This is a genomic window from Kitasatospora sp. NPDC051853 (genome assembly GCF_044452665.1).
GTDB lineage: Bacteria > Actinomycetota > Actinomycetes > Streptomycetales > Streptomycetaceae > Kitasatospora.
The window spans coordinates 156,901-180,264 of sequence record NZ_JBITBY010000005.1; the positions used below are offsets into that span (position 1 = coordinate 156,901).

Consider the following 23,364-nt stretch of genomic DNA (forward strand, 5'->3'; position numbering starts at 1 on the left):
CGCCGTGCCTGTGCCGCTACTTCGGGGGAAGGACGTAAGAGGCTATGCCCAGGTTGCCGAGGCTTCCGCACGCATCGCAGGACACCAGGGGGGCCGGCGGATCGAACCCGCCCTCCGGGGAGGGAGCCGTCACCTGCGCGTTGGCCCCCGAACTGCTCGCCGCCGCCCGCTCGTCGGCGGCCGACCACGACACCGACCTGTTCTCCGTGCTGACGGCCGCCTTCACGGCGGTGCTGGCCCGGTACGACGGCCCCGAGCTGATCGAGCTCGGTGGCGCACCCGGCGAGCTGCTGGCGATCACGCCCGGCCTCGAGGACACCTTCGCCGACCTCCTCCACACCGTCCGCCTGACCGGGCGCCGACAGGTCGACGAGGAGCGCTACCTGGCCGCCGACGCGGTGTTCCGGCCGGCCGGCGCCGAGCCGTCGAAGCACCAACTGGTGGTCGAGGTACGGGAGTCCGCCGAACAGGTCCACCTCGACGTGGCCTTCGACGCCGACGCGTTCGACCACGCGACCGTCGAGCGCCTGCTAGGACACCTGACGACCCTGCTCGCCGCCTGCGTCGCCGACCCGGGCCTGCGCCCGCGCACCGAGGCCCCGCTGCTCACGGCCGCGGAGCAGCAGCGGATGCTGGTCGACTGGAACGACACCCCGACCGGGTTCGACCACGACCGCACCCTGCACGCGTGCGTCGCCGAACGGGTCGCGGCCGATCCCGACGGGGTGCTGCTGATCCACCGCGGCACGGCCTGGAGCGCCGACCGGGTCGACCGGGCCGCCAACCGGCTCGCCCACCGACTGCGGGCGCTCGGTGTCGGCCGGGGCGGCCGGGTCGCGCTGTGCCTGGACCGGGGACCGGACCTGATGGTGGCGATCCTGGGCATCCTCAAGGCGGGCGCCGCGTACGTCCCGATGGACGCCGACTACCCCGTCGAACGCCTGGCGTACATGATGGGCGCCGCCGACTGCCACGCCCTGGTCACCGAGGAGCCGCTGGTGCCGCGGCTGCCGCGCACCGACGTCCCGGTGGTGCTGATGGACCGGGACGCCGCGGAGCTGGAGCTGCTGCCGGACCACTCCCCCGAGGACGTCGCCGGCCCGGACGACCTCTGCTACATCATCTTCACCTCCGGCTCCACCGGCCGGCCCAAGGGCATCGCCATCCGGCACCGGGGCGTCGTCAACAACCTGCCCGACATCAGCGCCACCGCCGGGGTCGGCCCCGCGGACCGGGTGATCGCGCTGTCCTCGCCCAGCTTCGACATGTCGGTCTACGAGTTGCTGGGCCTCGCCGTGGCCGGCGGCTCGGTGGTCTTCCCCGACCCGGGCCGCAGCAAGGACCCGGCGCACTGGCACGACCTGGTGCGGGAACACGGCGTCACGGTGTGGAACTCCGCGCCCGCGCTGCTGGAGCTCTACGTCGAGCACGTGCGCGCGCTCGGCGACCGGACCGGCATCCGCACCGTGATCCTGGGCGGCGACTGGAGTCTGCCGAGCCTCCCCGAGCGCCTGGAGGCCCTCTCCCCCGGCATCCGGGTGCACGTCTTCGGCGGGTTCGCCGAGGTGTCCATCTCCTCCACCTGGTTCCTGGCGGGCGAGCCGCTGCCGGGGTGGTCGAGCATCCCGTTCGGGCGGCCGATGGCCGGCCAGCGGCTGTACGTGCTGGACGCGGCGAAGCAGCCGGTCCCGGTCGGTGTGGTGGGCGAGATCCACATGGCGGGCCTCGGCGTCGCCGAGGGGTACTACGGCAACCCGGAACTGACGGCGACGAAGTTCTTCGAGTGGTCGCACGGACCGGTGCGCTCGGAGCGTCTGTACGCCACCGGCGACCTGGCCAGGTTCCACCCCGACGGGCTGGTGGAGCTGGTCGGACGGATCGACCACCAGGTCAAGATCCGCGGCGTGCGGGTCGAGCTCGGCGAGATCGAGTCCGTGCTGCGCGAGGACCCGTCGGTGGCCGGCGCGGTGGCCCTCGCCCGCAAGGACGCCACCGGCGACCAGCGGCTGGTGGGCTACGTGGTCGCGCGGGCCGGCGTCGAGATCGACCCGGCGGCGCTGCGGCGGCGGATCCGCACCTGGCTGCCCGAGCAGATGGTGCCGTCCGCGATCGTGGTCCTGGACGAGCTGCCGATCAGCCCGAACGGGAAGATCGACCGCAAGGCGCTGCCGGCGCCCACGTACACGGCCGCGGGCGGCCGGGAACCGAGGGACGCCGACGAGCGGGAGCTGTGCGCGCTCTTCGCCGAGCTGCTCGGCGTCGAGGGGGTGAGCATCGACGACAGCTTCTTCGACCTCGGCGGCAACTCGCTGCACGGCATCCGGCTGGTGCGGCGGCTGCGGGCCCGGTACGACGCGGACCTGTCGATCAGGACCCTGTTCGACGCGCCCACCGTCGCGGAGCTGGCCGCCCGGGTCGGCGGGCGGGCAGGGCGCCGGCGCGCGCCGCTGACGCCGGTGAAGCGCCCCGACCCGCTGCCGCTCTCCCCGGCGCAGCAGCGGCTGTGGTTCGTCGAGCAGCTCAACGGGCCGTCGGCGCTGTACAACATCCCCTTCAGCTTCCGGATCACCGGCCCGGTCGACACCGGGGCGCTGACCGAGGCGCTGCGCGACGTGGTGGAGCGGCACGAGGCCCTGCGCACCGTGTTCGTGGCCGACAGCGGGGTGCCGGAGCAGCGGATCGTGGCCACTCCGGCCGCCGAGGACCTGGTCCGTCAGATGCGCCTGCCGGCCGCCGAGTTGGACGCGGCCGTCCGGTACGCGGCCCGGCAGGAGTTCGACCTGGCCACCCAGATCCCGTTCCGGGCCTGGCTGTTCGAGGCGGGGCCGGAGCTGCGCCGGCTGCTGGTGGTGGTCCACCACATCGCGGGCGACGGCTGGTCGATGCGGCCGCTCGCCGATGACCTGACGGCCGCCTACGCCGCCAGGTGCGCGGGCCGGGCGCCCGAGTGGGCGCCGCTGCCGGTCCAGTACGCCGACTACACGCTGTGGCAGCGCGACCGGCTCGGCGCGGTGGACGTGCCGGACACCCCGCTGCACCGCCAGGCGCAGTACTGGCAGGAGCAGTTGGCCGGCCTCCCGGAGCGGATCGGCTTCCCCGCCGACCGGCCGCGTCCGGCCGTCGCCTCGCAGAACAGCGCGACGCTGCCGCTGACCGTCCCCGCCGAGCTGCACGAGCGGCTGACGGAGCTGGGCCGCCGCACCGGCACCACCCTGTTCATGGTGCTGCACGCGAGCCTGGCGGTGCTGCTCACCCGCGCCGGCGCGGGCGCCGACCTGGCGGTGGGCACGATGGCGGCCGGCCGCACCGAGGACGAACTCGACGACCTGGTCGGCTTCTTCGTCAACACCCTGATCGTCCGCACCAGCACCGCGGACGACCCGCGCTTCGCCGACCTGCTGGCGCGGGTGCGGGAGACCTGCATCGGCGCCGACGAGCACCAGGACCTGCCGTTCGACCGGCTGGTGGAGGCGCTCAACCCGGTGCGCTCGACCGCCCACCACCCGCTGTACCAGGTCAGTCTGACGCTCCAGAACACGCCGGATGCGCGGATCGAGGTGGCGGGCGCGGAGGTCTCCGCGGAGATCCTGTCCACCGGGAAGCTGCTGACCGACGTGCACTTCGACGTCACCGAGTCGTGGACCGACGACGGCCGGCCGGGCGGGATCAGCCTGGTGGCGCACTACGCCCTGGACCTGTTCGAGGCGGAGTCGGTCCGCTCCCTACTGGAGGGCTGGGTCGCGGTCCTGGCCCGGGCCGCCGCCGACCCGGCGACCCGGGTCGGCGAGTTCCCCGCGCCCGGCGTGCGGGAGCCGGCGGCGCTGCCGGCGCGCACCGGCGCGGGTGACGGCGCTCTCGTGCCGGAGCCGCAGGACGTCCCCTCGGCCGACGGCCGGGCCCCGCGCGACGGCCAGGAGGCGCTGCTGTGCCGGCTGTTCGGTGAGGTGCTGGGCGTCGACCGGGTGTCGATCGACGACAACTTCTTCGCGTTGGGCGGCCATTCGCTGCTCGCCACCCGGCTGCTGAGCCGGATCCGTGCCGCCACCGGCGCCGGGCTGCGGGTGCGCCAGCTGTTCGAGGCGCCGACCGTCGCCGAACTCGCCCAGCGGCTGCGCGACAGCGCCCCGCCGCGCGAGCCGCTGACCCCGCAGGTCCGCCCGGAGCGCATCCCGCTGTCGTACGCGCAGCGCCGCCTGTGGTTCCAGGACCGCCTGCAGGGCCCGTCGGCGACGTACAACATGCCGCTCGCGCTGCGTCTGGACGGGCGGCTCGACAGCGCCGCGCTGGAGGGCGCGCTCGGTGACCTGGTGCGCCGTCACGAGTCGCTGCGGACCGTCTACCCGGACGTCGAGGGCACTCCGGAGCAGCGCATCGTCCCGGCCGCGGAGGCGTTCGTCGAGCTCGACCGCCGCCGTGTGGACGCCGCGGACCTGGAGGCCGAGCTGCTGTCGGCCTCCACCCACACCTTCGACCTGGCCCGCGATCTCCCGTTGCGCGCCTGGCTGTTCGAGGTGGCGCCCGAGCGGCACGTGCTGCTGGTGATCGTCCACCACATCGCCGGCGACGGCTGGTCGCTGGTGCCGCTGGCCGAGGACCTGATGACGGCGTACGCGGCGCGGCACTCGGGCGGCGCACCGGACTGGGCCCCGCTGCCCGTGCAGTACGCGGACTACACGCTGTGGCAGTTGGAGACGCTGGGGGCCGGTGACGACCCGGCGAGCATGGTGTCCCGTCAGGTCAACTACTGGACGGAGCACCTCGCGGGGCTGCCGGAAGTGGTGTCGTACCCGACCGACCGGCCGCGGCCCGCGGTGGCCTCGTACCGGGGCTCGATGGAGACCTTCGAGCTGCCCGCCGAGCTGCACCGGGAGCTGGTCGCGCTGGCGCAGGCTTCGGGCGCGACGCTGTTCATGGTGGTGCAGGCCGCGATGGCAGCGTTGCTGACCAGGATGGGCGCGGGCACGGACACCGCGGTCGGCGCGCCGATCGCGGGCCGGCTCGACAATGGCCTGGACGACCTGGTCGGGTTCTTCGTCAACACCCTGGTGATCAGGACCGACACCGGCGGCGACCCGACCTTCGCGGAGCTGCTGCGGCGGGTCAGGGAGACCTGCCTGGTGGCGTACGAGCACCAGGACGTGCCGTTCGACCACCTGGTGGAGCGGGTCAACCCGCGCCGCTCGGCCGCCCACCACCCGCTGTTCCAGATCATCCTGGCGGTGCAGAACAACAAGGCCCCCGACTTCGCCCTGGCGGACCTGGACGTCGCCTACGACGCGCCGCCGACCGGCCGCACCCAGTTCGACCTGCACGTCGACCTGTTCGAGCGGTTCGACGAGGACGGCCGGCCGGCCGGCGTGACCTGCAACATCGACTACGCCACCGACCTGTACGACGCGGCGAGCGTGGTCCGGCTGTTCGAGCGCTGGCAGCGGATGCTGGCCGGGGCGGCGACCGCGCCGGAGACCCGGCTCAGCCGCCTGCCGCTGCTCGCCGCCGCCGAGCGCGCCGAGCTGCTGGTCGGGCGCAACGACACCGCCCACCCGGTGCTCGACGCCCCGCTGACCGAGCTGTTCGCCGCCCAGGTCCGCAGGGCCCCGGACGCGGTCGCGCTGGTCTCCCGGGGCGGGGAGTGGACGTACCGTCAGCTGGACGAGCGGGCCGACCGGGTGGCGAACTGGCTGCTCGCCCGGGGCACCCGGCCGGAGGATCCGGTTGCCGTCGCCCTGCCCCGCTCCCCGGAGCTGCTCGCCGTCCTCATCGGCGTCCTCAAGGCGGGGGCCGCGTACCTCCCGGTCGACCTCGGCTATCCGGACGCCCGCATCGACTACGTGATGGCCGACGCGCGCCCGGTGTGCGTCGTCACCACCGCCGACGCGGTCGAGCGGCTCGCCGCGCTGGCGCCCGGCGCGCAGGTCGCCGACCTGGACTCGGTGCTGGACGGTCCCGCCGACGGCGCCGCGCTGCCCGTCGTGCGGCCGGACCAGCTGGCCTACCTGATGTACACCTCCGGTTCCACCGGCCGTCCCAAGGGCATCGCGACGACCCACCGCAACGTCGCCGAGCTGGTGCAGGACCCGGTGTGGGGAAGCGCGCACAGCCGGGTGCTGGCGCACTCCCCGCACGTGTTCGACGCCTCCACGTACGAGCTGTGGGTGCCGCTGTGCTCGGGCGGCACGGTGGTGCTCGCTCCGCCGGGCGCGGCCGACCCGGCCGTGCTGACGGGGTGCATCGAGGAGTACGGCGTGACGGCGGCGTGGATGACGGCGGCGCTGTTCACGGTGGTCGCCGCGGAGTACCCGCAGCGGCTGCGCACCCTGACCGAGATCTGGTCGGGCGGCGACGTGGTGCCGGCCTCGGCGGTGGCCCTGGTCCGGGCGGCGGCGCCCGGGGTCCGGATCGTCGACGGCTACGGGCCGACCGAGACCACCACGTTCGTCCTGCACTTCCCGGTCGACGCGGACGCCGACCTCGGCGCCGGCGTCCCGGTCGGCCGGCCGCTGGCCAACACCCGGGCCTACGTCCTGGACGGGGCGCTGGAGCCGGTGGCCGACGGCGTCGCGGGCGAACTGTACGTCGCGGGCGCGGGCCAGGCCCGCGGCTACCTCGGGCGGGCCGCGCTGACCGCCGAGCGCTTCGTCGCGGACCCGTTCGGGCCGCCCGGGTCGCGGATGTACCGGACCGGGGACGTGGTCCGCTGGTCCGCTCGGGGGCAGCTGGAGTTCGTCGGCCGGGCCGACGACCAGGTGAAGCTGCGCGGCCACCGGATCGAGCCCGGCGAGGTCGAGGCGGTGCTCCGGGAGGACCCGGCGGTGCTGGCCGCCACCGTGGTGGTGCGCGAGGACGTCCCCGGCGACCGCCGCCTGGTCGGCTACGTGGTGCCGATGCCGGACGCGGACACCGACCCGGGCGACTTCGTGGCCGACTGGGAGGCGACCTACGAGACCCTGTACGGGGACGAGGACGCGGTCGGGTTCGGCGCGGACTTCTCCGGCTGGAACAGCTCCTACACCGGCGGGCCGATCCCGCTCGGGGAAATGCGCGAATGGCAGGCCGCCACGGTCGGCCGGATCCTCGCGCTGGAGCCGGGCAACGTGCTGGAGATCGGCGTCGGCACCGGCCTGCTGCTCAGCGAGCTGCTGCCGCACGTGGAGTCCTACTGGGCCACCGACTTCTCCACCTCGGTGATCGACCGGCTGACCCGTCAGCTGCGCGACACCGAGTGGGCCGGGCGCACCCACCTGTCCACCCGCGGCGCGGACGACTTCGAGGGCCTGCCCACCGGGCACTTCGACACCGTCGTGATCAACTCCGTGATCCAGTACTTCCCGTCCGGCGACTACCTGGCGCGGGTGCTGGAGGGCGCGCTGGCGCTGCTGCGGCCCGGCGGGCGGATCTTCGTCGGCGACGTGCGCAACCGGATGTCGCTGCGCGCTTTCCACGTCGCGCTCCAAGCCGGGCGCTTCGATGCGGACGCCGAGGCGGCTCGGGTGCTGGAGGCGGCCGACGCGGCGTCGCGGCTGGAGCGGGAACTCGTCGTCGATCCCGGGTTCTTCACGGCACTGACCGGGCGCCCGGACGTCGGCGGGGTCGACGTCCGGCTGAAGCGGGGCCTGGGCCGCAACGAGATGTCCCTGCACCGCTACGACGTGACGCTGCACAAGGCACCCGTACCCGCGCACGCGGTGGCGCGGCTGCCCGAGGTGGCGTGGCCGGGCGGTGGCCTGGCGGCCGTCGAGGAGATCGTCGCGGCACACGCCGGCGGCGTCCGGATCCGCGGCCTGCTCAACGAGCGGACCGCGGCGGAGTGGCACGTCCTGAGGGCGCTGGAGGACGCCGCGCCCGGGGCCCGGCTGGCGGACCTCCCGGCAGCCGACACCGGGCACGCACTCGACCCCGAGTCGCTGCACGCCTGGGGCGACGCCAACGGCCGGGCGGTGGTCACCACCTACTGCGGGGACCGCGCCGACCTGTTCGACGCGGTGGTGCTGCCGGCCGAACTGGCCACCACCCCGCTCGACGGGCTGTGGCAGGGCGGGTCCCACCCGGGCACGCTGGTCAACACCCCGACCCGGACGATGGCGGCGGGCCGGCTGATCAAGGTGCTGCGCGCCGGGCTCGCCGAGCGGCTGCCGGAGTACATGGTGCCCTCGGTGCTGATGCTGATCGACACCATCCCGATGACCACCAACGGCAAGGTCGACCGCCAGGCACTGCCCGCGCCCACGTACACCGGCGACGGCTCGGGGCGCAGCCCGCGCGACGACCGCGAGGCGCTGCTGTGCGACCTGTTCACGGAGGTGCTGGGCGTCGACCGGGTCACCATCGACGACAGCTTCTTCGACCTGGGCGGCCACTCGCTGCTCGCCACCCGGCTGGTCAGCCGGGTCCGCACCGCGCTGGGCGTGGAGCTCCCGGTCAGGACGCTGTTCGAGGCGCCGAGCGTCGCCGAGCTGGCTCAGCGCCTGACCGGCGGGACGCGGGCCAGGCCGGCGCTGGAACGGGCGGTGCGGCAGGGGGCCCTGCCGCTGTCGCACGCGCAGCAGCGGATCTGGTTCGAGCACAGCCTGGAAGGCCCGTCGCCGACGTACAACATGCCGTTCGCGTTCCGGCTGACCGGCGACCTGGACACGGCGGCGCTGCGCGCGGCGGTGGACGACCTGGTGGCGCGGCACGAGCCGCTGCGCACGGTCTTCCCGGTGTTGGACGGCGTTCCCGAGCAGCGTGTGCTGCCGGTCGCCGAGGCCGCGGCGCCGTTCACCGAGGAGACGGTGCCGGCCGCGCGGTCCGCGGCCCGGCTCGCCGCGGCGGCCCGGCACGCCTTCGACCTGGCGGCCGAGATTCCGATCCGGACGTGGCTCTTCCGGACCGGTCCGGACGAGCACGTCCTGCTGATCCTGATCCACCACATCGCCGCCGACGGCTGGTCGATGGGCCCGCTGGCCCGCGACCTGGTGACGGCGTACACGGCCCGGCGCTCCGGCGGCGCGCCGGCCTGGGACACGCTGCCGGTCGAGTACGCCGACTACGCGCTGTGGCAGCGGAAGTTGCTGGGCGATCCTTCCGACCCGCACAGCGAGTACACCCGGCAGCTGGAGTACTGGGCGGAGCAGCTCGCAGAGCTCCCGGACGGGGTGGGCTTCCCCACCGACCGGCCGCGGCACGCGGCGACCTCGCAGCTGGGCGCGACCACCTGGCTGGAGGTGCCCGCCCGGGTGCACCGGGGGCTGGCGGAGCTGGCCCGCAGTCAGGGCGCGACGACGTTCATGGTGCTGCAGGCGGCGATGGCGGCGCTGCTCACCCGGTACGGCGCGGGCACCGACATCGCGATCGGCACCGGCATCGCGGGCCGCACGGACGAGGCCCTGGAGGAGCTGGTCGGGTTCTTCGTCAACACCCTGGTGATGCGGACCGACACCTCGGGCGACCCGCGGTTCGTCGACCTGGTCGCGCAGGCGCGGGAGACCGGCATCGCCGCGTACGAGCACCAGGACCTGCCGTTCCACCAAGTGGTGGAGCGCCTGAACCCGGAGCGCTCGGCGTCGGGGCACCCGCTGTTCCAGGTGGCGTTCTTCCTGCAGAACAGCCCGGTGGAGCGGTTCACGCTGCCCGGGATGGAACTGGAGGTGCAGGAGGCGCCCACCGGGAACTCGGTGTTCGACCTGTTCTTCAGCGTCTCCGAGCGGCCGGACCGGGGCGGCCTGGACGTGATGGTCCAGTACCGCACCGAGCTGTTCGACGCGGCAACCGTGGAGGGGATCACCTCTCGCTGGACGGCCGTGCTCGACTTCGTCCTGGCGCACCCCGAGGCCGCCCTGTCGAAGATCGACATCGTCTCGCCGGACGAGCGGGCCGAGCTGCTCGGCGAGCGCAACGCCACCGAGGTGGTGTACCCGGAGCAGACCGTCGCCTCGATGATCGAGGAGTTCGCCCGGACGACGCCCGACGTCCCGGCGGTCGAGGACGAGTCCACCGTCCTGACGTACCGTCAACTCAACGCCCGGGCGAACCGGTTGGCCCGCCTGCTGGCCGAGCGCGGGATCCGGCCGGAGGACCGGGTGGGCGTCCACCTGGCCCGCACGCCGGACCTGGTCGTGGCGCTGACGGCGCTGCTGAAGCTCGGCGCCACCTACCTGCCGCTCGACCCGGCGTACCCGGACGACCGGCTGGCGTACCTGCTCGACGACGCCCGGCCCCGGCTCTGCCTGACCGCCGGCCGGCCCGCGCGGGTGCTCGACGACGTGCAGAGCATCGTGCTGGACGACAGGACGGAGGCGGCGCTGGCCTCACAGTCGGACCAGGACCTGGACGCGGCGCCGTGCCACCCCGAGCAGAGCGCGTACGTCATCTACACGTCGGGCTCCACCGGCCGCCCCAAGGGCGTCCTGGTGCCGCACCGCGCCCTGCACAAGCTCGCGCAGGAGTACCGCGCCATGATGCCGCGTGAGCGGCGGGTCGCCCAGTTCGCCGCCGCCGGTTTCGACGTCTCCCTCCAGGAGATGTGCACGGCGCTGGCATCCGGCGCGACCGTGGTGCTCTGCCCCGACGACGTGCGGCGCGACCCGCAGGCGCTGGCCGCCTGGATCGGCCGTCGGTCCGTCACCGAGCTGCACCTGCCGAACATCGCGCTGCAGGCGCTGGTCGAGGCACTGCCCGGGACCGAGGACGATCTGGCCCCGCTGACGCACATCGTCCAGGCCGGCGAGGCGATGGCGTGCTCGGCGTCGCTGCGCCGCGCGCTGGCCCGCAACCGTGCCCTGACCGTGCACAACGAGTACGGGCCGACCGAGACCGGCATCGTCGTCATCGCGTGGCGCGGGCGGGAGCTGCCGCCCGCGTCCCCCGAGGTACCGATCGGCCGGCCGATGGCGAACGTGCGCGTGTACGTGCTGGACCAGTGGCTGAGCCCGGTGGTCGACGGCGTGATCGGCGAGCTGTACCTGGCGGGCGACACGGTGGCCAACGGCTACCTGGGGCAGCGCGGGCTGAGCGCGTCGCGGTTCGTCGCCGATCCGTACGGGCCGCCCGGGTCGCGGATGTACCGCACCGGCGACCTGGTGCGGTGGAACGCCGCCACCGAGCTGGAGTTCCTGGGCCGGGTGGACGACCAGGTGAAGATCCGCGGGTTCCGGATCGAGCCGGGCGAGGTCGAGACGGCGCTGCGCGAGGAGCCGGGGGTGGCCGCGGCCGCGGTGACCGTCCGCGAGGACGAGCCGGGCAACCGCCGACTGGTCGGCTACGTCGTCCCGCCGCCGGGCGGGGCGATCGACACGGTCGCGCTGCGGCGGTCGCTGGAGCGGCGACTGCCGGCCCACCTGGTGCCGTCGGCGCTGGTGGAGATCCCGGCGATCCCGGTCACCCGGAACGGGAAGCTCGACCGGCGCGCGCTGCCGGCTCCGGGCCGCCCGGCCGGCCGCGGCCGCGCGCCCGGCGACGAGCGCGAGCGGGCACTGTGCGCGGTGTTCGCCGAGGTGCTGGGGATCGAGGAGGTGACCGTCGACGACAGCTTCTTCGAACTCGGCGGCCACTCGCTGCTGGCGACCCGCCTGACCGGCCGGATCCGGTCGGCGCTCGGCATCGACGTGCCGGTTCGGGTGCTGTTCGAGACGCCCACCGTGGCGGGCATCACCGCCCACCTCGACGGCGCCACCGGCCACGACGCCTACGCCCCGGTGCTGTCCCTGCGCTCGGAGGGGGATGCCGCCCCGCTGTTCTGCGTCCATCCGCTGGGCGGCCTCGGCTGGCCGTACGCCGGTCTGCTGCCGCACCTCGACCGGGCGGCCCCGGTGTTCGCGCTCCAGGCGGAGGGGGTCACCACCACCCCGACCAGGTACACCACCCTGGAGCACATGGCCGAGGTCTACGCGGAGCGGATCGTCCGCGCCCACAGCGGCCCGGTCCACCTCCTCGGCTGGTCCTTCGGCGGAAAACTGGCCCATGCCACGGCCGTCCGGCTGGAGTCGCTCGGCGTGGAGGTGTCGTCGCTGACCATCATCGACGCGAGCCCGAACCCGGCCGGGCACCGCGAGGAGAGCGTGTACCTCGACATCCTCGGCATGCTCGGCCTCGACCGCGACGAGATCGACGACTCGATGCTGGAGTTCGAGGGCTTCATCGCCGCCCTGCGCTCCTACGCCGCGCCGCTGGCCGAACTGACCCGTGAGCAGGTGGGCAACCTCGCCGAGATCATGGCGGGCCACCTGGCACTGGCCGACCGGCACAGCGTCGGGGTCTTCCACGGCCGCACCACCCTGGTCGCGTCCAGCCTCACGCTGGCGGTCGGCACGGTCGGCGCCGAGGACTGGGCGCCGTACCTCGCCCGGCAACCCCGCTACCAGGTGGTCGACTTCGAGCACCTGCACCTGATGACGTCCGAAGCCCTCGGGGTCATCGGTCCGCTGGTGAATGCCACGCTCACCGACCAGGCCTGACCCCAGGCCTTGGAACGCCGTCGGCCACCGTCGATCACGGTGGCCGACGGCGTTCCCGGGCGGTTCGGGGGGCTCCGGCGCTCCGGCCGGTCACAGCCGGTACTCCGGTGGTGTTCCTCCACTCGTGCTGGTCGAAGGCCGGCGATCGGGGCCACTCGCGAGAACCGGGTTCCGATCCGCAAGCGGAGAACCCCGTGTTCCCGCCCCCACAGGCTTGCTGAGGTGTGGTCACTCACATCGGTGCACTGCCCCGAGCACCGTCACTGCACGCGGCGCGGCGCGGCGCGGCCAACAGACGGAGAAGCACCGCTGGGGTACCGGGCCGAGCGCGCCAGTGGCAACGGCGGTTCGGCCGCGGCCACCGCCGGGTGCCGGGCCGCGTCGACCGCGCCCGGGCCGTGGAGGGTGAAGGTGAAGTCGCGGTGGGCCTTGGCCTCCAGCGGTACGGGGAGCTGGATGCGGCCCCCGTCCACCAGGCGGCGGACTTCGCCGCGGCTGAGGCCGAGCCCGAGGCAGAGGAGCCGTTCCGCCCGGATCGGGGCCGGGAGGTCGAAGTGGACCCGGATCTCGAAGGCGTGGGGGTCGTCGAGGGCGTAGAGCGGCATCCGGGTGTCCAGCTCCCAGGTGCGGGCCCAGTCCAGGCGGTAGCCGTGCTTCGCGGCGAGTGACGCGTTCATCGTCAACTCCCCCACCACTGCCGGGTCGTTGTTCTCGTAGGCGACCAGCCGGGCCGGGTCGAGGGAGGAGACGTGGGCCCGCTCGTGGACCGGCACCTTGGAGGTGCGGTCGCAGCCGGCGCAGCTGAGGAGCAGCCAGACGTCGAGCAGCTTGCCGTTGGCGTTGACCCGGATCCTGCCGGAGGGGCGGTGCCGGGTGGAGGGGCAGTCCGGGCAGGGGCGGACGACGGTGGGCAGGCCGAACCGGCGCACGGCCCAGCGGGCCTTGCGGTTGGTGTGCATGTGGGTGATCGCTCTCTGGACAGGACGGAAGCGCGCGTCATCGCCCCTGGGCGGTGCGCCGGGGGCGGCATGGTGGTCCCGCGCGCTGAGGGGTGGTTGCTACGTGGCAGCCGTCACTTGTCCATGGGCGCGATCATCCTCGGCGCCGACCGCCGCGGCAAACGGTTTTCCGGCCGGCCGCCGGCGGGGCTCAGGCGTCGTGCCCGCCGGTGACGCCCGCCAGCGGGTCGGCCACCTCGACGAGCAGCTGCGGCCCGTTCGAGCGGACGCCGTTGACCGCGGTGCCCACCGGCCGGATCGCCAACTCGGCGGCGGGGCCGGAGAGCAGGGCCCGCACCTGCTCGACCTCGGAGAGCTCCGGGTCGAGCCAGGCGTCCAGCCGGTCGGGGTGGAGGGTGACGGGCATCCGGTCGTGGGGGGGGGGGGGGGCGGGCGCCCCCCGCGGGGGGGGGGGGGGGGGGGGGCGGGGCCCCCGGGGGGGCCCGCCCCCCCCCCCCCCCACCGCCTCGGTGGTGAGCAGGGTGCAGGTGACCAGCCAGGCGGCCGGGTCGTCGTCCGCGGTCACCGAGCGGTCGCGCCAGTACTCGTAGAGGCCGGCCATCAACAGCGGCCCGCCGTCCGGGCGGTGGAGGTAGTAGGGCTGCTTGTAGGCCTTGCGGCCCTCCGCCGCCTCGACCGGCTTCCACTCGTAGTAGCCGTCGCCCGGCACCACGCACCGCCGCGTGGTGAAGGCCTTGCGGAAGGAGGGCTTCTCGTGCGCGGTCTCCACCCGGGCGTTGATCATCCGGGCTCCGACCTTGGGGTCCTTGGACCAGGAGGGCACCAGCCCCCACCGCAGCGCCTCCACTCCCCGCACCAGTTCGCCCGTCTCCCGGTCCACCCGCTCCAGCACCGTGGCCACCAGGTTGGTCGGCGCGACGTTCCAGGAGGGTGCCAGGGTCTCGGCGGAGGGCTGGACCACCGCCCGCAGCAGCTGGGCGATGTCGGACGGGGTGGAGGTGGAGACGAAGCGACCGCACATGGTCCCCATCCTCCTCCCCCGTCCCACCGTGCGTCAGCAGAACCGCCGACGGCCGGGTCATCCGGTCAGCTGTCGCTCCAGCTCCGCCAGGGTGCGGTAGCAGGGCAGCACCTGCGCCAGCGAGGCGTTCGGCTCCCGGCCCTCCCTGATGGCGGCGACGAACTCGCGGTCCTGGAGCTCGATGCCGTCCAGGGAGACGTCGACCCCGCTGACGTCCACCACCTCCTCGTGGCCGGTCAGCAGGTCGTCGTAGCGGGCCAGGTAGGTGCCGGTGTCGCCGATGTAGCGGAAGGAGGTGCCGAGCGGCCCGTCGTTGTTGAAGGAGAGCGAGAGGGTGCAGATCGCGCCGCTCGCGGCCTGGAGCTGGATCGACATGTCCATCGCGATGCCCAGCTCCGGATGGACCGGGCCCTGGAGGGCGTTGGCCCGGACGATCGGCGAGCCGGTCTGGTACGCGAACAGGTCGACGGTGTGCGCCGCGTGGTGCCAGAGCAGGTGGTCGGTCCAACTCCGTGCCTGCCCGAGGGCGTTGAGGTTGCTGCGGCGGAAGAAGTAGGTCTGCACGTCCAGCTGCTGGAGGGAGAACTCCTCGGCCGCGACCCGCCGGTGGATCCACTGGTGGCTGGGGTTGAAGCGCCGGGTGTGCCCGGCCATCGCGACCAGGCCGGTGCGCTCCTGCGCGGCGACGCAGGCCTCGGCGTCCGCCAGCGAGGCGGCGACCGGGATCTCCACCTGGACGTGCTTGCCGGCCTCCAGGCAGGCCAGGGTCTGGGCGGCGTGCAGCGGCGTCGGGGTGGCCAGGACGACGGCGTCCACGTCGTCCATCGCCAGCACCTCGTCCAGGCCGGCCGCGGCCCGCCCGATCCCGTGCTCGGCGGCGAACCTGCGCGCGCTCTCCGAGCCGGAGCTGACCACCGCGGCCACCTCCACGCCCTCGATCCGGCGCAGGGCGGCGGCGTGCTTGGCGCCGAAGGCGCCGCCGCCCGCCAGGGCGATCCGCAGGGGCTGCTGCTGCTCGTTCATGTCACTCCTCCTCCGCGGAACCGGCGTGCGGCTGCGGGTGGTCGGTCGGGCTGTGGTCGGTCAGGATGAGGTGGCCGACGGCCGTGTTGGACGCCGGCACGTGGTAGAAGCGGTGTTCGGCCGATACGGTGCCGTCGCCGTCGACGTCGCTCAGCGCGCCGCGCGCGATCAGCCACATCACCAGCTCGATGCCCTCCGAACCGGCCTGCTCGACGTACTCCAGGTGCGGCACCCCGGCCAGGCCCGCCGGGTCGGCGACCAGCCGGTCCAGGAAGGCGTTGTCCCACTCCCGGTTGATCAACCCGGCGCGCGGGCCCTGGAGTTGGTGGCTCATCCCGCCGGTGCCCCAGACCTGGACGTCCAGCGGCCGGTGGTAGGACTCGACGGCCCGGCGCAGCGCCCGCCCCAGGGCGAAGCAGCGTGCGCCCGAGGGCACGGGGTACTGGACCACGTTGACGTGCAGCGGGACCACCTTGCAGGGCCAGCGCTCCACCTCGCCGAAGACCAGCGAGAGCGGCACCGTCAGCCCGTGGTCCACCGGCATCTGCTGGGCCAGCGTCAGGTCGAAGTCCTCCCGGATCAGGGAGTGCGCCAGGTGCGCGGCGAACTCCGGGTCCCCCTCGACCTCCGGCACCGGGCGGGGGCCGTAGCCCTCGTCGGCGACGGGGAAGACGGCGCCGGTGCCGAGCACGAAGGTGGGGACCAGGGAGAGGTCGAAGGCGTTGGCGTGGTCGTTGTAGACCAGGACCACCACGTCGGGGACGTGCTCCTCCGCCCACCGCCGGGTGGGCTCGTACCCCGCGAACACCGGTTCCCAGTAAGGCTCCTGGGTCTTCCCGTGGTCCATCGCGGCGCCGATGGCGGGTACGTGCGAGGTGAAGACGGCGGCCGAGATCCGGGCCTGCCCGGCCGGCTCGGCGTGGGCGGCCTCCAGCACGGCGTGGTCGAGGCGCCGGCCCGCCGGGCGGCCGCCGCCGGCCATCATCGCGCGGTACTCCTCCTCGGTCATGCCGGTCATCGAGCCCGCCATCTGCTGGAACGAGAGCCCCAGCGTGGCACCCCACTTGGCGAGGAAGTAGATGTTCCCGCCCTCGGCGATCGCGGCGTTGAGGTCGCGCTCCAGCAGCGCCCGCCGCTGCCCCTCGCGCAGCGGCCAGGCGTCCAGGTAGGCGCGCTCGTCGGCCAGGTAGGCGGCCCGGTTCTCGGCGGTGGCCAGCGACATGCAGAACTGGTTGAGGTGGTAGCCCTTGGCGGACTGCTCGGCATCGAAGATCGTGGTCCCCGGCACCTGCCGGTACGCGCGGTCCAAGTCGCTCAACTCCTCTCGTCGGACGGCCAGTAGAGGCGCATCGGGTTGTCGACGAGCAGCCGTCGCAGCAGCTCGCCGGTGGGGGCGACGTGGGCCAGGTGGTCGACCAGCAGCCCGTCGTCGGGCATGTGGCCGGTCAGGTTGGGGTGCGGCCAGTCGGTGCCCCAGAGCACCCGGTCGGGGAACTCCTCGACCACCCGGCGGGCGAACGGCACCACGTCCCGGTAGGCGTTCCTCTCGCCGTCCAGCGCCGGCGGGCCGGTCAGCGAGAGCCGCTCGGGGCAGCTGACCTTGCACCAGATGTCCTCCCGGGCCCGCAGGAAGTCCAGGAAGGCGCCGAACCCCGGTCCGTCCGCGCCCTCGGCGACGTCCGGGCGGCCGAGGTGGTCGACCACCAGCGGCACCGGGATCGAGAGGAAGAAGCCGGCCAGCTCCGCCAGGTCGGCGGCCTCGAAGTAGAGCACCACGTGCCAGCCCAGCGGCGCGATCCGCGCCACCACCTCCCGCAGCTCCGCCTCGGGGGTGACGTCCACCAGGCGCCGGACGAAGTTGAACCGGACGCCGCGCACCCCCGCCTCGTGCAGCTCCCGCAGCTCCGCCTCGGAGACCCCGGGGCGGACGGTGGCCACGCCCCGGGCCCGGCCGCCGGAGCGGCGCAGCGCGTCCAGCAGGGCGCGGTTGTCGGCGCCGTGGCAGGTGGCCTGGACGATCACGTTGCGGGCCAGGCCCAGGTGGTCGCGCAGGGCGAAGAGCTGCTCGGCGGAGGCGTCGCACGGGGTGTACCTGCGCTCGGGGGCGTAGGGGAAGGCGTCGCCCGGCCCGAAGACGTGGCAGTGCGCGTCCACCGCCCCTTCGGGCAGCGCGAGTTCGGGCCGGGACGGGGCCGGGTGCCGGTCCAGCCAGCCCGGGGTCTTCTCGGTGGCCATGGTCAGTCCTCGTAGCGCAGTCCGAGCGCGGCCAGCGGGCCGCGCATGCCGTACAGGTCCAGGCCGAGCTCGCCCGCCCGCAGCCGCTCGCGCCGGCCGGCCTCGGCGGCCTCGCGCTCCGCCGCGGCCACGGCCACCTCGGCGGCCCGCTCGCGCGGCACCACCACCACGCCGTCCGCGTCCGCCAGCACCACGTCACCGGGCCGGACCAGCGCGTTGGCACACACCACCGGGACGTTGACGGAGCCCAGGGTGGCCTTGACCGTGCCGCGGGCGTTGACGGCGCGGGCGAAGACCGGGAAGTCCATCGCGGCCAGGTCGGCCACGTCCCGCACCCCGCCGTCGATGACCAGTCCGGCGCAGCCCCGGGCGCGGTAGGAGGTGGCGAGCAGTTCGCCGAAGAAGCCGTCCTCGCTCTCGGTGGTGCAGGCGGCCACCACCACGTCGCCGGGCCGCAGTTGCTCGGCCGCGACGTGCAGCATCCAGTTGTCGCCGGGTTGCAGGAGGACGGTGACGGCGGTGCCGCAGAGGCGGGCGCCGGGGTAGGCGGGGCGCAGGTGGGGGCGGGTCAGGCCGGTGCGGCCCATCGCCTCGTGGACGGTGGCGACGCCGAAGGCGGAGAGCGCGGCCACGGCGGCCGGGTCGGCGCGGGTGACCGAGGTCCGGACCAGGCCGAGTTCGGTGTGTTCCACGGGAGTGCTCCTGAAGGGTGGTCAGCCGCCGGGGCGGGCGGGACGGGCCGCCAGCCGGGCGGCCAGGCGGGGGTGGACGCGCAGGGCGTTGCCGCCGAGGACGGCGGCCCGCTGCGCCCCGGTCAGGTGCGGGGTGGCGTCGAGGTAGCGCCGGGTGTCGTCGTAGGGGTGGCCGGTGCGCGGGTCGGTGCCGCGGACGGCGCCGATCATCTCGTTGGCGAACAGCAGGGCCTCGGCGGGGACGACCTCGGTGAGCAGGTCGATGCCGGGCTGGTGGTAGACGCAGGTGTCGAAGTACACGTTGCGGCCCAGGAGTTCCTCCGGTTCGGGCCGTCCGAGCGCCTGTGCCAGGCCGCGGAAGCGGCCCCAGTGGTAGGGGACGGCGCCGCCGCCGTGCGGGATGACGAGCCGCAGGGTCGGGAAGTCGGCGAACAGGTCGCCCTGGAGCAGCTGCATGAAGGCGGTGGTGTCGGCGTTCAGGTAGTGCGCGCCGGTGGTGTGGAAGGCCGGGTTGCAGGAGGTGGAGACGTGCACCATGGCGGGGACGTCGTACTCCACCAGCGCCTCGTACAGCGGGTACCAGCTCCGGTCCGTCAGCGGCGGCGCGGTCCACCTCCCGCCGGAGGGGTCGGGGTTGAGGTTCACCGAGACCGCGCCGAGCTGCTCCACGGCGCGCCGCAGCTCCGGCAGGCAGCTCGCCGGGTCGACGCCGGGCGACTGCGGGAGCATCGCGCCCATGGCGAAGCGGTCGGGCAGCAGGGTGGCGACCCGGTGCACCAGGTCGTTGCAGATCCGGGCCCAGGCGGAGGAGACCGCGAAGTCCCCGATGTGGTGGGCCATGAAGCTGGCGCGCGGGGAGAAGACCATCAGGTCGGTGCCGCGCTCGTCCATCACGCGCAGCTGGTTCTCCTCGACCGCGCGGAGCAACTCCTGGTCGGTGATGACCGGTTCGTCCGGGTCGGGGGCGTCCTGCGGGGAGCCCGCCGCCGCGATCTGGCGCTCCCGCCAGGCGGCGAGCGGGGGCGGGGCGGTGGTGAAGTGGCCGTGGCTGTCGATGATCACGCGTGGTGCTCCTGGATCCTGGAGGGTGTCGGGTCGTCTTCGGCGGCCGTCTTCGGCACTCGGCCTCAGCGGTCGGCGGACGGCCAGCCGGTGTACTGCTCGGCCAGGTAGGCGCGGCCCGCCCGGGTCCCCACCACGCAGTCCAGCTCGCCGAGTTGGCGGCGCAGTTCGAACGGGGTGGCGCCGGGCGGGGTGTGCAGCAGCCGGGTCATCCAGGAGGAGAAGTGCTGGGCCCGCCAGACCCGGCGCAGCGCGGCGGGCTGGTACGCGTCCAGGGCCGGTTCGCCCTCCCGCCCCAGGGCCCGCGTCAGCACGCCGGCCAGCACCTTGACGTCGTGCAGCGCCAGGTTCAGCCCGCGCGCTCCGGTCGGCGGCACGGTGTGCGCGGCGTCCCCGGCGAGCAGCAGCGAGCCCCAGCGCATCGGCTCCTGGACGAAGGAGCGGAAGCGCAGCACCGTCCGCTCCAGCACCGGGCCCTCGGTCAGCCGGAAGCCGTCCTCGCCCGCCACCCGCTCCTGGAGGGTGGCCCAGATCCGTTCCTCCGGCCAGTCCTCCACCCGCTCGTCCGGGGCGCACTGGAAGTACATCCGCTGCACGGTCTCGGTCCGCCGGCTGATCAGCGCGAAACCGCGGTCGGACTGCGCGTAGACCAACTCCTCCGCGCTGGAGGGTGCTTGGGCCATCACCCCGAACCAGGCGACCTGGTACCGGGCCCGCAGCTCGTGCCGCGTCCCGTCGGCGGCGGTGAACCGCACCCGGGGCGCGTCCGTGCCGACGTCCAGCACCTCGGTGTCGCGCACCCCGAAGTGGGCCGTCCCGCCGTCGCGTTCGCGGGCGTCGGCCAGGTCCTTGAAGACCTCCGTCTGCGGGTAGAGCCAGACCGAGGCGCCGACCAGCTCCCGGAAGTCGATCCGGTACGGGCGGCCGCCGACCCGCAGTTCGGTGCCGGTGTGCTCCTGGCCCTCGCGCAGGATCCGGTCGCCCACCCCGGTCTCCACCAGGTCCCTGGCCACGTCGGCCTCCAGGATCCCGGCCCGGTGGGTGGTCTCGATCTCCGCGCGGGTCCGCAGGTCCAGCACGGCGCTCTCCACGCCCGCCCGGCCAAGCAGGTGAGCCAGCATCAGCCCGGCCGGCCCGGCCCCGACCACGGCGACGGGCACCTCGGTCACGGTGTCGACGATCGTCCCGTCGACGGTCGTTTCGGGCACGGCGGCTCCCGGGAGGGTAGGGGTCTGGGGATGCCCCGGGCGGGCGGCGCCGGGGACGTTCCGAACGTTGGCACCCCGCGCCCCGCCGCGTCGCCCCCCTTTCCGTCAGACGGAAAGCCCCGCCCGCGGCCCGCCCCTCCCGGGCAGGATCGGCACCCTCGGCAGCCGCCCTCAGGACGCGCCCTCAGGACGCCCTCAGAGCGCCGTCCGGGCCCGCCGCCCCAACTCCTCGGAGATCCCGTGCACCGCCCGCAGCAAGGGTTCGCGCAGCCCGCGCACCCGCTCCGTCCCCCGCGCCGCGACCACGATCCCCAGCACCGCGCCGACCGGCCCGGTCCGGCCGGTCCGCACCGGGGCCGCCACCCCCACGGTCGCCTCCTGGAGCTGACGGTCGCTCACGAAGACCTGCTCGCGCCGGATCAGGTCCAACTGCGCGCGCAGCGCCTTCGGGTCCGTCACCGTGTGCTCCGTCCAGGCCCGCAGCGGCGCCCCGAGCACCTCCTCCTGCAGCTCCCCGGGCGCGTACGCCAGCAGCACCCGCCCCATCCCGGTCGACCCGATCGGGAAGCGCGTCCCCACCATGGTCAGCAGGTCCACCGAGCGGTGCCCGGCGATCCGCTCCACGAAGACCAGCTCGGTCCCCTCGCGGACCGCCAACTGGACGTTCTCGTGCGTGGCTTCGTACAGGTCCTGCATGAACGGCAGCGCAGCGTCGCGCAGGATCTGCGTCCTCGGACAGCCCGAGGCGATCTCCCACAGCCGCAGCCCCACGTGCCAGGAGCCGTCCTCGGCCCGCTCCAGCGCTCCCCAGGCCGCCAGCTCCGTCACCACCCGGTGGGCCGTGCTGACCGGCAGGCCGGTGCGGCGGGCGATCTCCGACAGCGTCAGCGCGGGGTGCTCACGGTCGAACAGCGCCAGCACCTGGAGGACCTTGCCGGCCGCCGTGACCCGGGACGTACTCATCCCGCCAGTCTTCCAGACCTCCCCCCGCTTCCACCCCTCCCCCGACCAGCAGCGAAGGCCCTCCCTTGAACGGTCCCGCCCTCCTCGGCCTCTCCTCCATGGCCGTCCGCCCCCTCCTCGCCGAGCTCTCCGAACGCCTCGGCGCCGCCCACGGCCTCGCGGTCCGCTTCGAGGCCGCGGGCGGCGTGGAGACCGCCCGCCGCATCCGCGCGGCCGCCCGCGCCGACGTGGCCGTCCTCGCCTCCGACGCCCTCACCGCCCTCCACCACGAGGGCCGCCTCGTCACCCCGCCCCTCCCCCTCTGGGACTCCGAGACCGTCGCCGCCGTCCCCGCCACCGCCCCGGCACGCCCGCTCGCCACCCCCGGGGACCTGCGCGCCCTCCTCCTCTCCGCCTCCGCCGTCGCCCACTCCACCGGCCCCAGCGGCACCGCCCTCCTCGCCCTGCTCCACCGCCTCGGCCTCGTCGGCCGCCTCACCCTCCGTCAGGCCCCGCCCGGCGTCCCGGTCGCCGCCCTGCTCCGCGACGGCACCGCAGACCTCGCCTTCCAGCAGCGCAGCGAACTCACCGGCCACCCCGGCATCCGCCTCCTCGGCCCCCTTCCCGGCCCCACCGCCATCACCTCCACCTTCTCCGCCGCCGTCCTCGCCACCTCTCCCCACCCCGCCGCCGCCCGCCGCCTGCTCGCCCTCCTCGCCGCTGACGACGTGTCACATCTCACCCACGGCATGCGCTCCCACCAGCCCCGTTGACCGATCGCTGTCGGAGGGCGCGTGTACTGTTCGACGGAGAACGATCAAGAACGATTCAAAAGGGGGAGATCATGCGGCGACGCGTGATCCGCACCGCGGCAGCCGGCCTGCTGGCCGCCGCGGCGACGATCGGCCTGATACCGACCGCACAGGCCGAGGAACTTCCGTACCCGACGACCAAGTGCGAGCGCAGCAAGGAGCCGTGGGCGGGCACGGTCGACATCAACCAGGGACAGCGGCTCACCTCGGGCCAGCGCCTGGTCGCCAAGGACAACCTCTCCACCCTGGTCATGCAGCCCGACGGCAACCTGGTGCTCTCCCTGATCAACGACAAGGGCGGCCCCAACCACCCGATCTGGCACAGCGGCACCTGGGGCCACCCCGGCGCCTACGCCAAGATGCAGTGGGACGGCAACTTCGTGGTCTACGAGGCCAACGGCGGCGAGGACACCGGCGGGGCGCTCTGGTCCACCGGCACCTGGGGCCAGCGCGGCAGCACCGCCTGGCTCACCCCCGGCGGCGGCTTCATGGTCAGCAACATCAGCGACCCGGGCTGGAGCGCCGGCACCTACGACGCCACCCAGGCCCTGTGCGCCGACCGGAAGATGAACGGCGGCGCCTGGACGCAGTCGGCCTCGGTCTGGCTGTTCCTCCAGCCGGACGGCAACGTCACGATCCACAGCAAGCGTGACGACAGGCTGCTCTGGGCCTCGGGCACCTACGGCAACCCCGGCGCGATGCTGGTCATGCACGGCGACGGCAACCTGGTCGTCTACCCGATGCAGAAGGGCCAGGGCACCTGGGTCAATCCGCTCTGGTCCACCGGCACCTACGGCAACCAGAACGCCTACGCCCTGCTCCAGGACGACGGCAACTTCGTCGTCTACCGCAGCGACGGCGGCCCCGACAAGGGCGGCGCCCTCTGGGCCACCGGCACCTGGGGCCAGTAACCCCACCCGCTCCGACGAGGGAGCGCCGCCCCGGTTCCACGGGCGGCGCTCCTCCGTCGTTCAATGGG

The 23,364-nt window shown here is 74.1% G+C and carries 12 protein-coding genes; 3 read left to right on the forward strand and 9 right to left on the reverse strand.

Annotation, left to right across the window (positions count from 1 at the left end; genetic code table 11):
- The first annotated feature begins 140 nt into the window (after positions 1 to 140).
- Entirely contained in the window at positions 141 to 12,431 is a 12,291-nt protein-coding gene (locus tag ACIA8O_RS16110) for an amino acid adenylation domain-containing protein (protein WP_396294438.1), read from the forward strand.
- Positions 12,432 to 12,691: 260 nt separating this feature from the next.
- Here ACIA8O_RS16110 and ACIA8O_RS16115 read toward each other — a convergent pair whose 3' ends face one another.
- From ACIA8O_RS16115 to ACIA8O_RS16155, 9 genes are all read right to left on the reverse strand, one after another.
- A complete protein-coding gene (locus tag ACIA8O_RS16115) occupies positions 12,692 to 13,390 on the reverse strand; it encodes a DUF1062 domain-containing protein (RefSeq protein WP_396294439.1) in 699 nt (232 codons plus the stop codon).
- A gap of 190 nt (positions 13,391 to 13,580) precedes the next feature.
- Positions 13,581 to 14,411 carry an SOS response-associated peptidase gene (locus ACIA8O_RS16120; RefSeq protein WP_396294440.1) on the reverse strand — a complete coding sequence of 277 codons (831 nt, stop codon included), beginning with the start codon at positions 14,409 to 14,411 and terminating at the stop codon, positions 13,581 to 13,583.
- 57 nt (positions 14,412 to 14,468) lie between these two features.
- A complete protein-coding gene (locus ACIA8O_RS16125; RefSeq protein WP_396294441.1) occupies positions 14,469 to 15,434 on the reverse strand; it encodes a Gfo/Idh/MocA family oxidoreductase in 966 nt (321 codons plus the stop codon).
- A gap of 1 nt (position 15,435) precedes the next feature.
- The gene (ligA, locus tag ACIA8O_RS16130; RefSeq protein WP_396294442.1) at positions 15,436 to 16,752 is read right to left on the reverse strand and encodes a protocatechuate 4,5-dioxygenase subunit alpha; all 1,317 of its coding nucleotides are present in this window, start codon (positions 16,750 to 16,752) and stop codon (positions 15,436 to 15,438) included.
- Positions 16,749 to 17,669, reverse strand: coding sequence for an amidohydrolase family protein (locus ACIA8O_RS16135; RefSeq protein ID WP_396294443.1), 921 nt, complete (start codon positions 17,667 to 17,669; stop codon positions 16,749 to 16,751). The genes ligA and ACIA8O_RS16135 overlap by 4 nt, the downstream gene beginning before the upstream one ends.
- Before the next feature lie 2 nt (positions 17,670 to 17,671).
- Positions 17,672 to 18,361: a 4-carboxy-4-hydroxy-2-oxoadipate aldolase/oxaloacetate decarboxylase gene (gene ligK, locus ACIA8O_RS16140; RefSeq protein WP_396294444.1), complete on the reverse strand. Its 690-nt coding sequence runs from the start codon at positions 18,359 to 18,361 to the stop codon at positions 17,672 to 17,674.
- Between the two features lie 21 nt (positions 18,362 to 18,382).
- On the reverse strand, positions 18,383 to 19,423 hold the full coding sequence (locus tag ACIA8O_RS16145; RefSeq protein WP_396294445.1) for an amidohydrolase family protein: 1,041 nt from the start codon (positions 19,421 to 19,423) through the stop codon (positions 18,383 to 18,385).
- Between the two features lie 65 nt (positions 19,424 to 19,488).
- The gene (locus ACIA8O_RS16150) at positions 19,489 to 20,631 is read right to left on the reverse strand and encodes a 4-hydroxybenzoate 3-monooxygenase (protein ID WP_396294446.1); all 1,143 of its coding nucleotides are present in this window, start codon (positions 20,629 to 20,631) and stop codon (positions 19,489 to 19,491) included.
- A 195-nt stretch (positions 20,632 to 20,826) separates the two neighbouring features.
- Positions 20,827 to 21,594: an IclR family transcriptional regulator gene (locus ACIA8O_RS16155; protein ID WP_396294447.1), complete on the reverse strand. Its 768-nt coding sequence runs from the start codon at positions 21,592 to 21,594 to the stop codon at positions 20,827 to 20,829.
- A 65-nt stretch (positions 21,595 to 21,659) separates the two neighbouring features.
- Between ACIA8O_RS16155 and ACIA8O_RS16160 the strand changes: the two genes are divergently transcribed.
- Both ACIA8O_RS16160 and ACIA8O_RS16165 read left to right on the forward strand, forming a co-directional pair.
- Entirely contained in the window at positions 21,660 to 22,346 is a 687-nt protein-coding gene (locus ACIA8O_RS16160) for a substrate-binding domain-containing protein (protein ID WP_396294448.1), read from the forward strand.
- A 71-nt stretch (positions 22,347 to 22,417) separates the two neighbouring features.
- On the forward strand, positions 22,418 to 23,296 hold the full coding sequence (locus ACIA8O_RS16165) for a hypothetical protein (RefSeq protein WP_396294449.1): 879 nt from the start codon (positions 22,418 to 22,420) through the stop codon (positions 23,294 to 23,296).
- The last annotated feature ends 68 nt before the right edge of the window (positions 23,297 to 23,364 follow it).

Coding starts and splice junctions, on each gene's coding strand:
- ACIA8O_RS16115 (WP_396294439.1), bottom strand. CDS start 13,390: ATGCACACCAACCGCAAGGCCCGCTGGGCCGTGCGCCGGTTCGGCCTG.
- ACIA8O_RS16120 (WP_396294440.1), bottom strand. CDS start 14,411: ATGTGCGGTCGCTTCGTCTCCACCTCCACCCCGTCCGACATCGCCCAG.
- ACIA8O_RS16125 (WP_396294441.1), bottom strand. CDS start 15,434: ATGAACGAGCAGCAGCAGCCCCTGCGGATCGCCCTGGCGGGCGGCGGC.
- ACIA8O_RS16135 (WP_396294443.1), bottom strand. CDS start 17,669: ATGGCCACCGAGAAGACCCCGGGCTGGCTGGACCGGCACCCGGCCCCG.
- ACIA8O_RS16155 (WP_396294447.1), bottom strand. CDS start 21,594: ATGAGTACGTCCCGGGTCACGGCGGCCGGCAAGGTCCTCCAGGTGCTG.
- ACIA8O_RS16165 (WP_396294449.1), top strand. CDS start 22,418: ATGCGGCGACGCGTGATCCGCACCGCGGCAGCCGGCCTGCTGGCCGCC.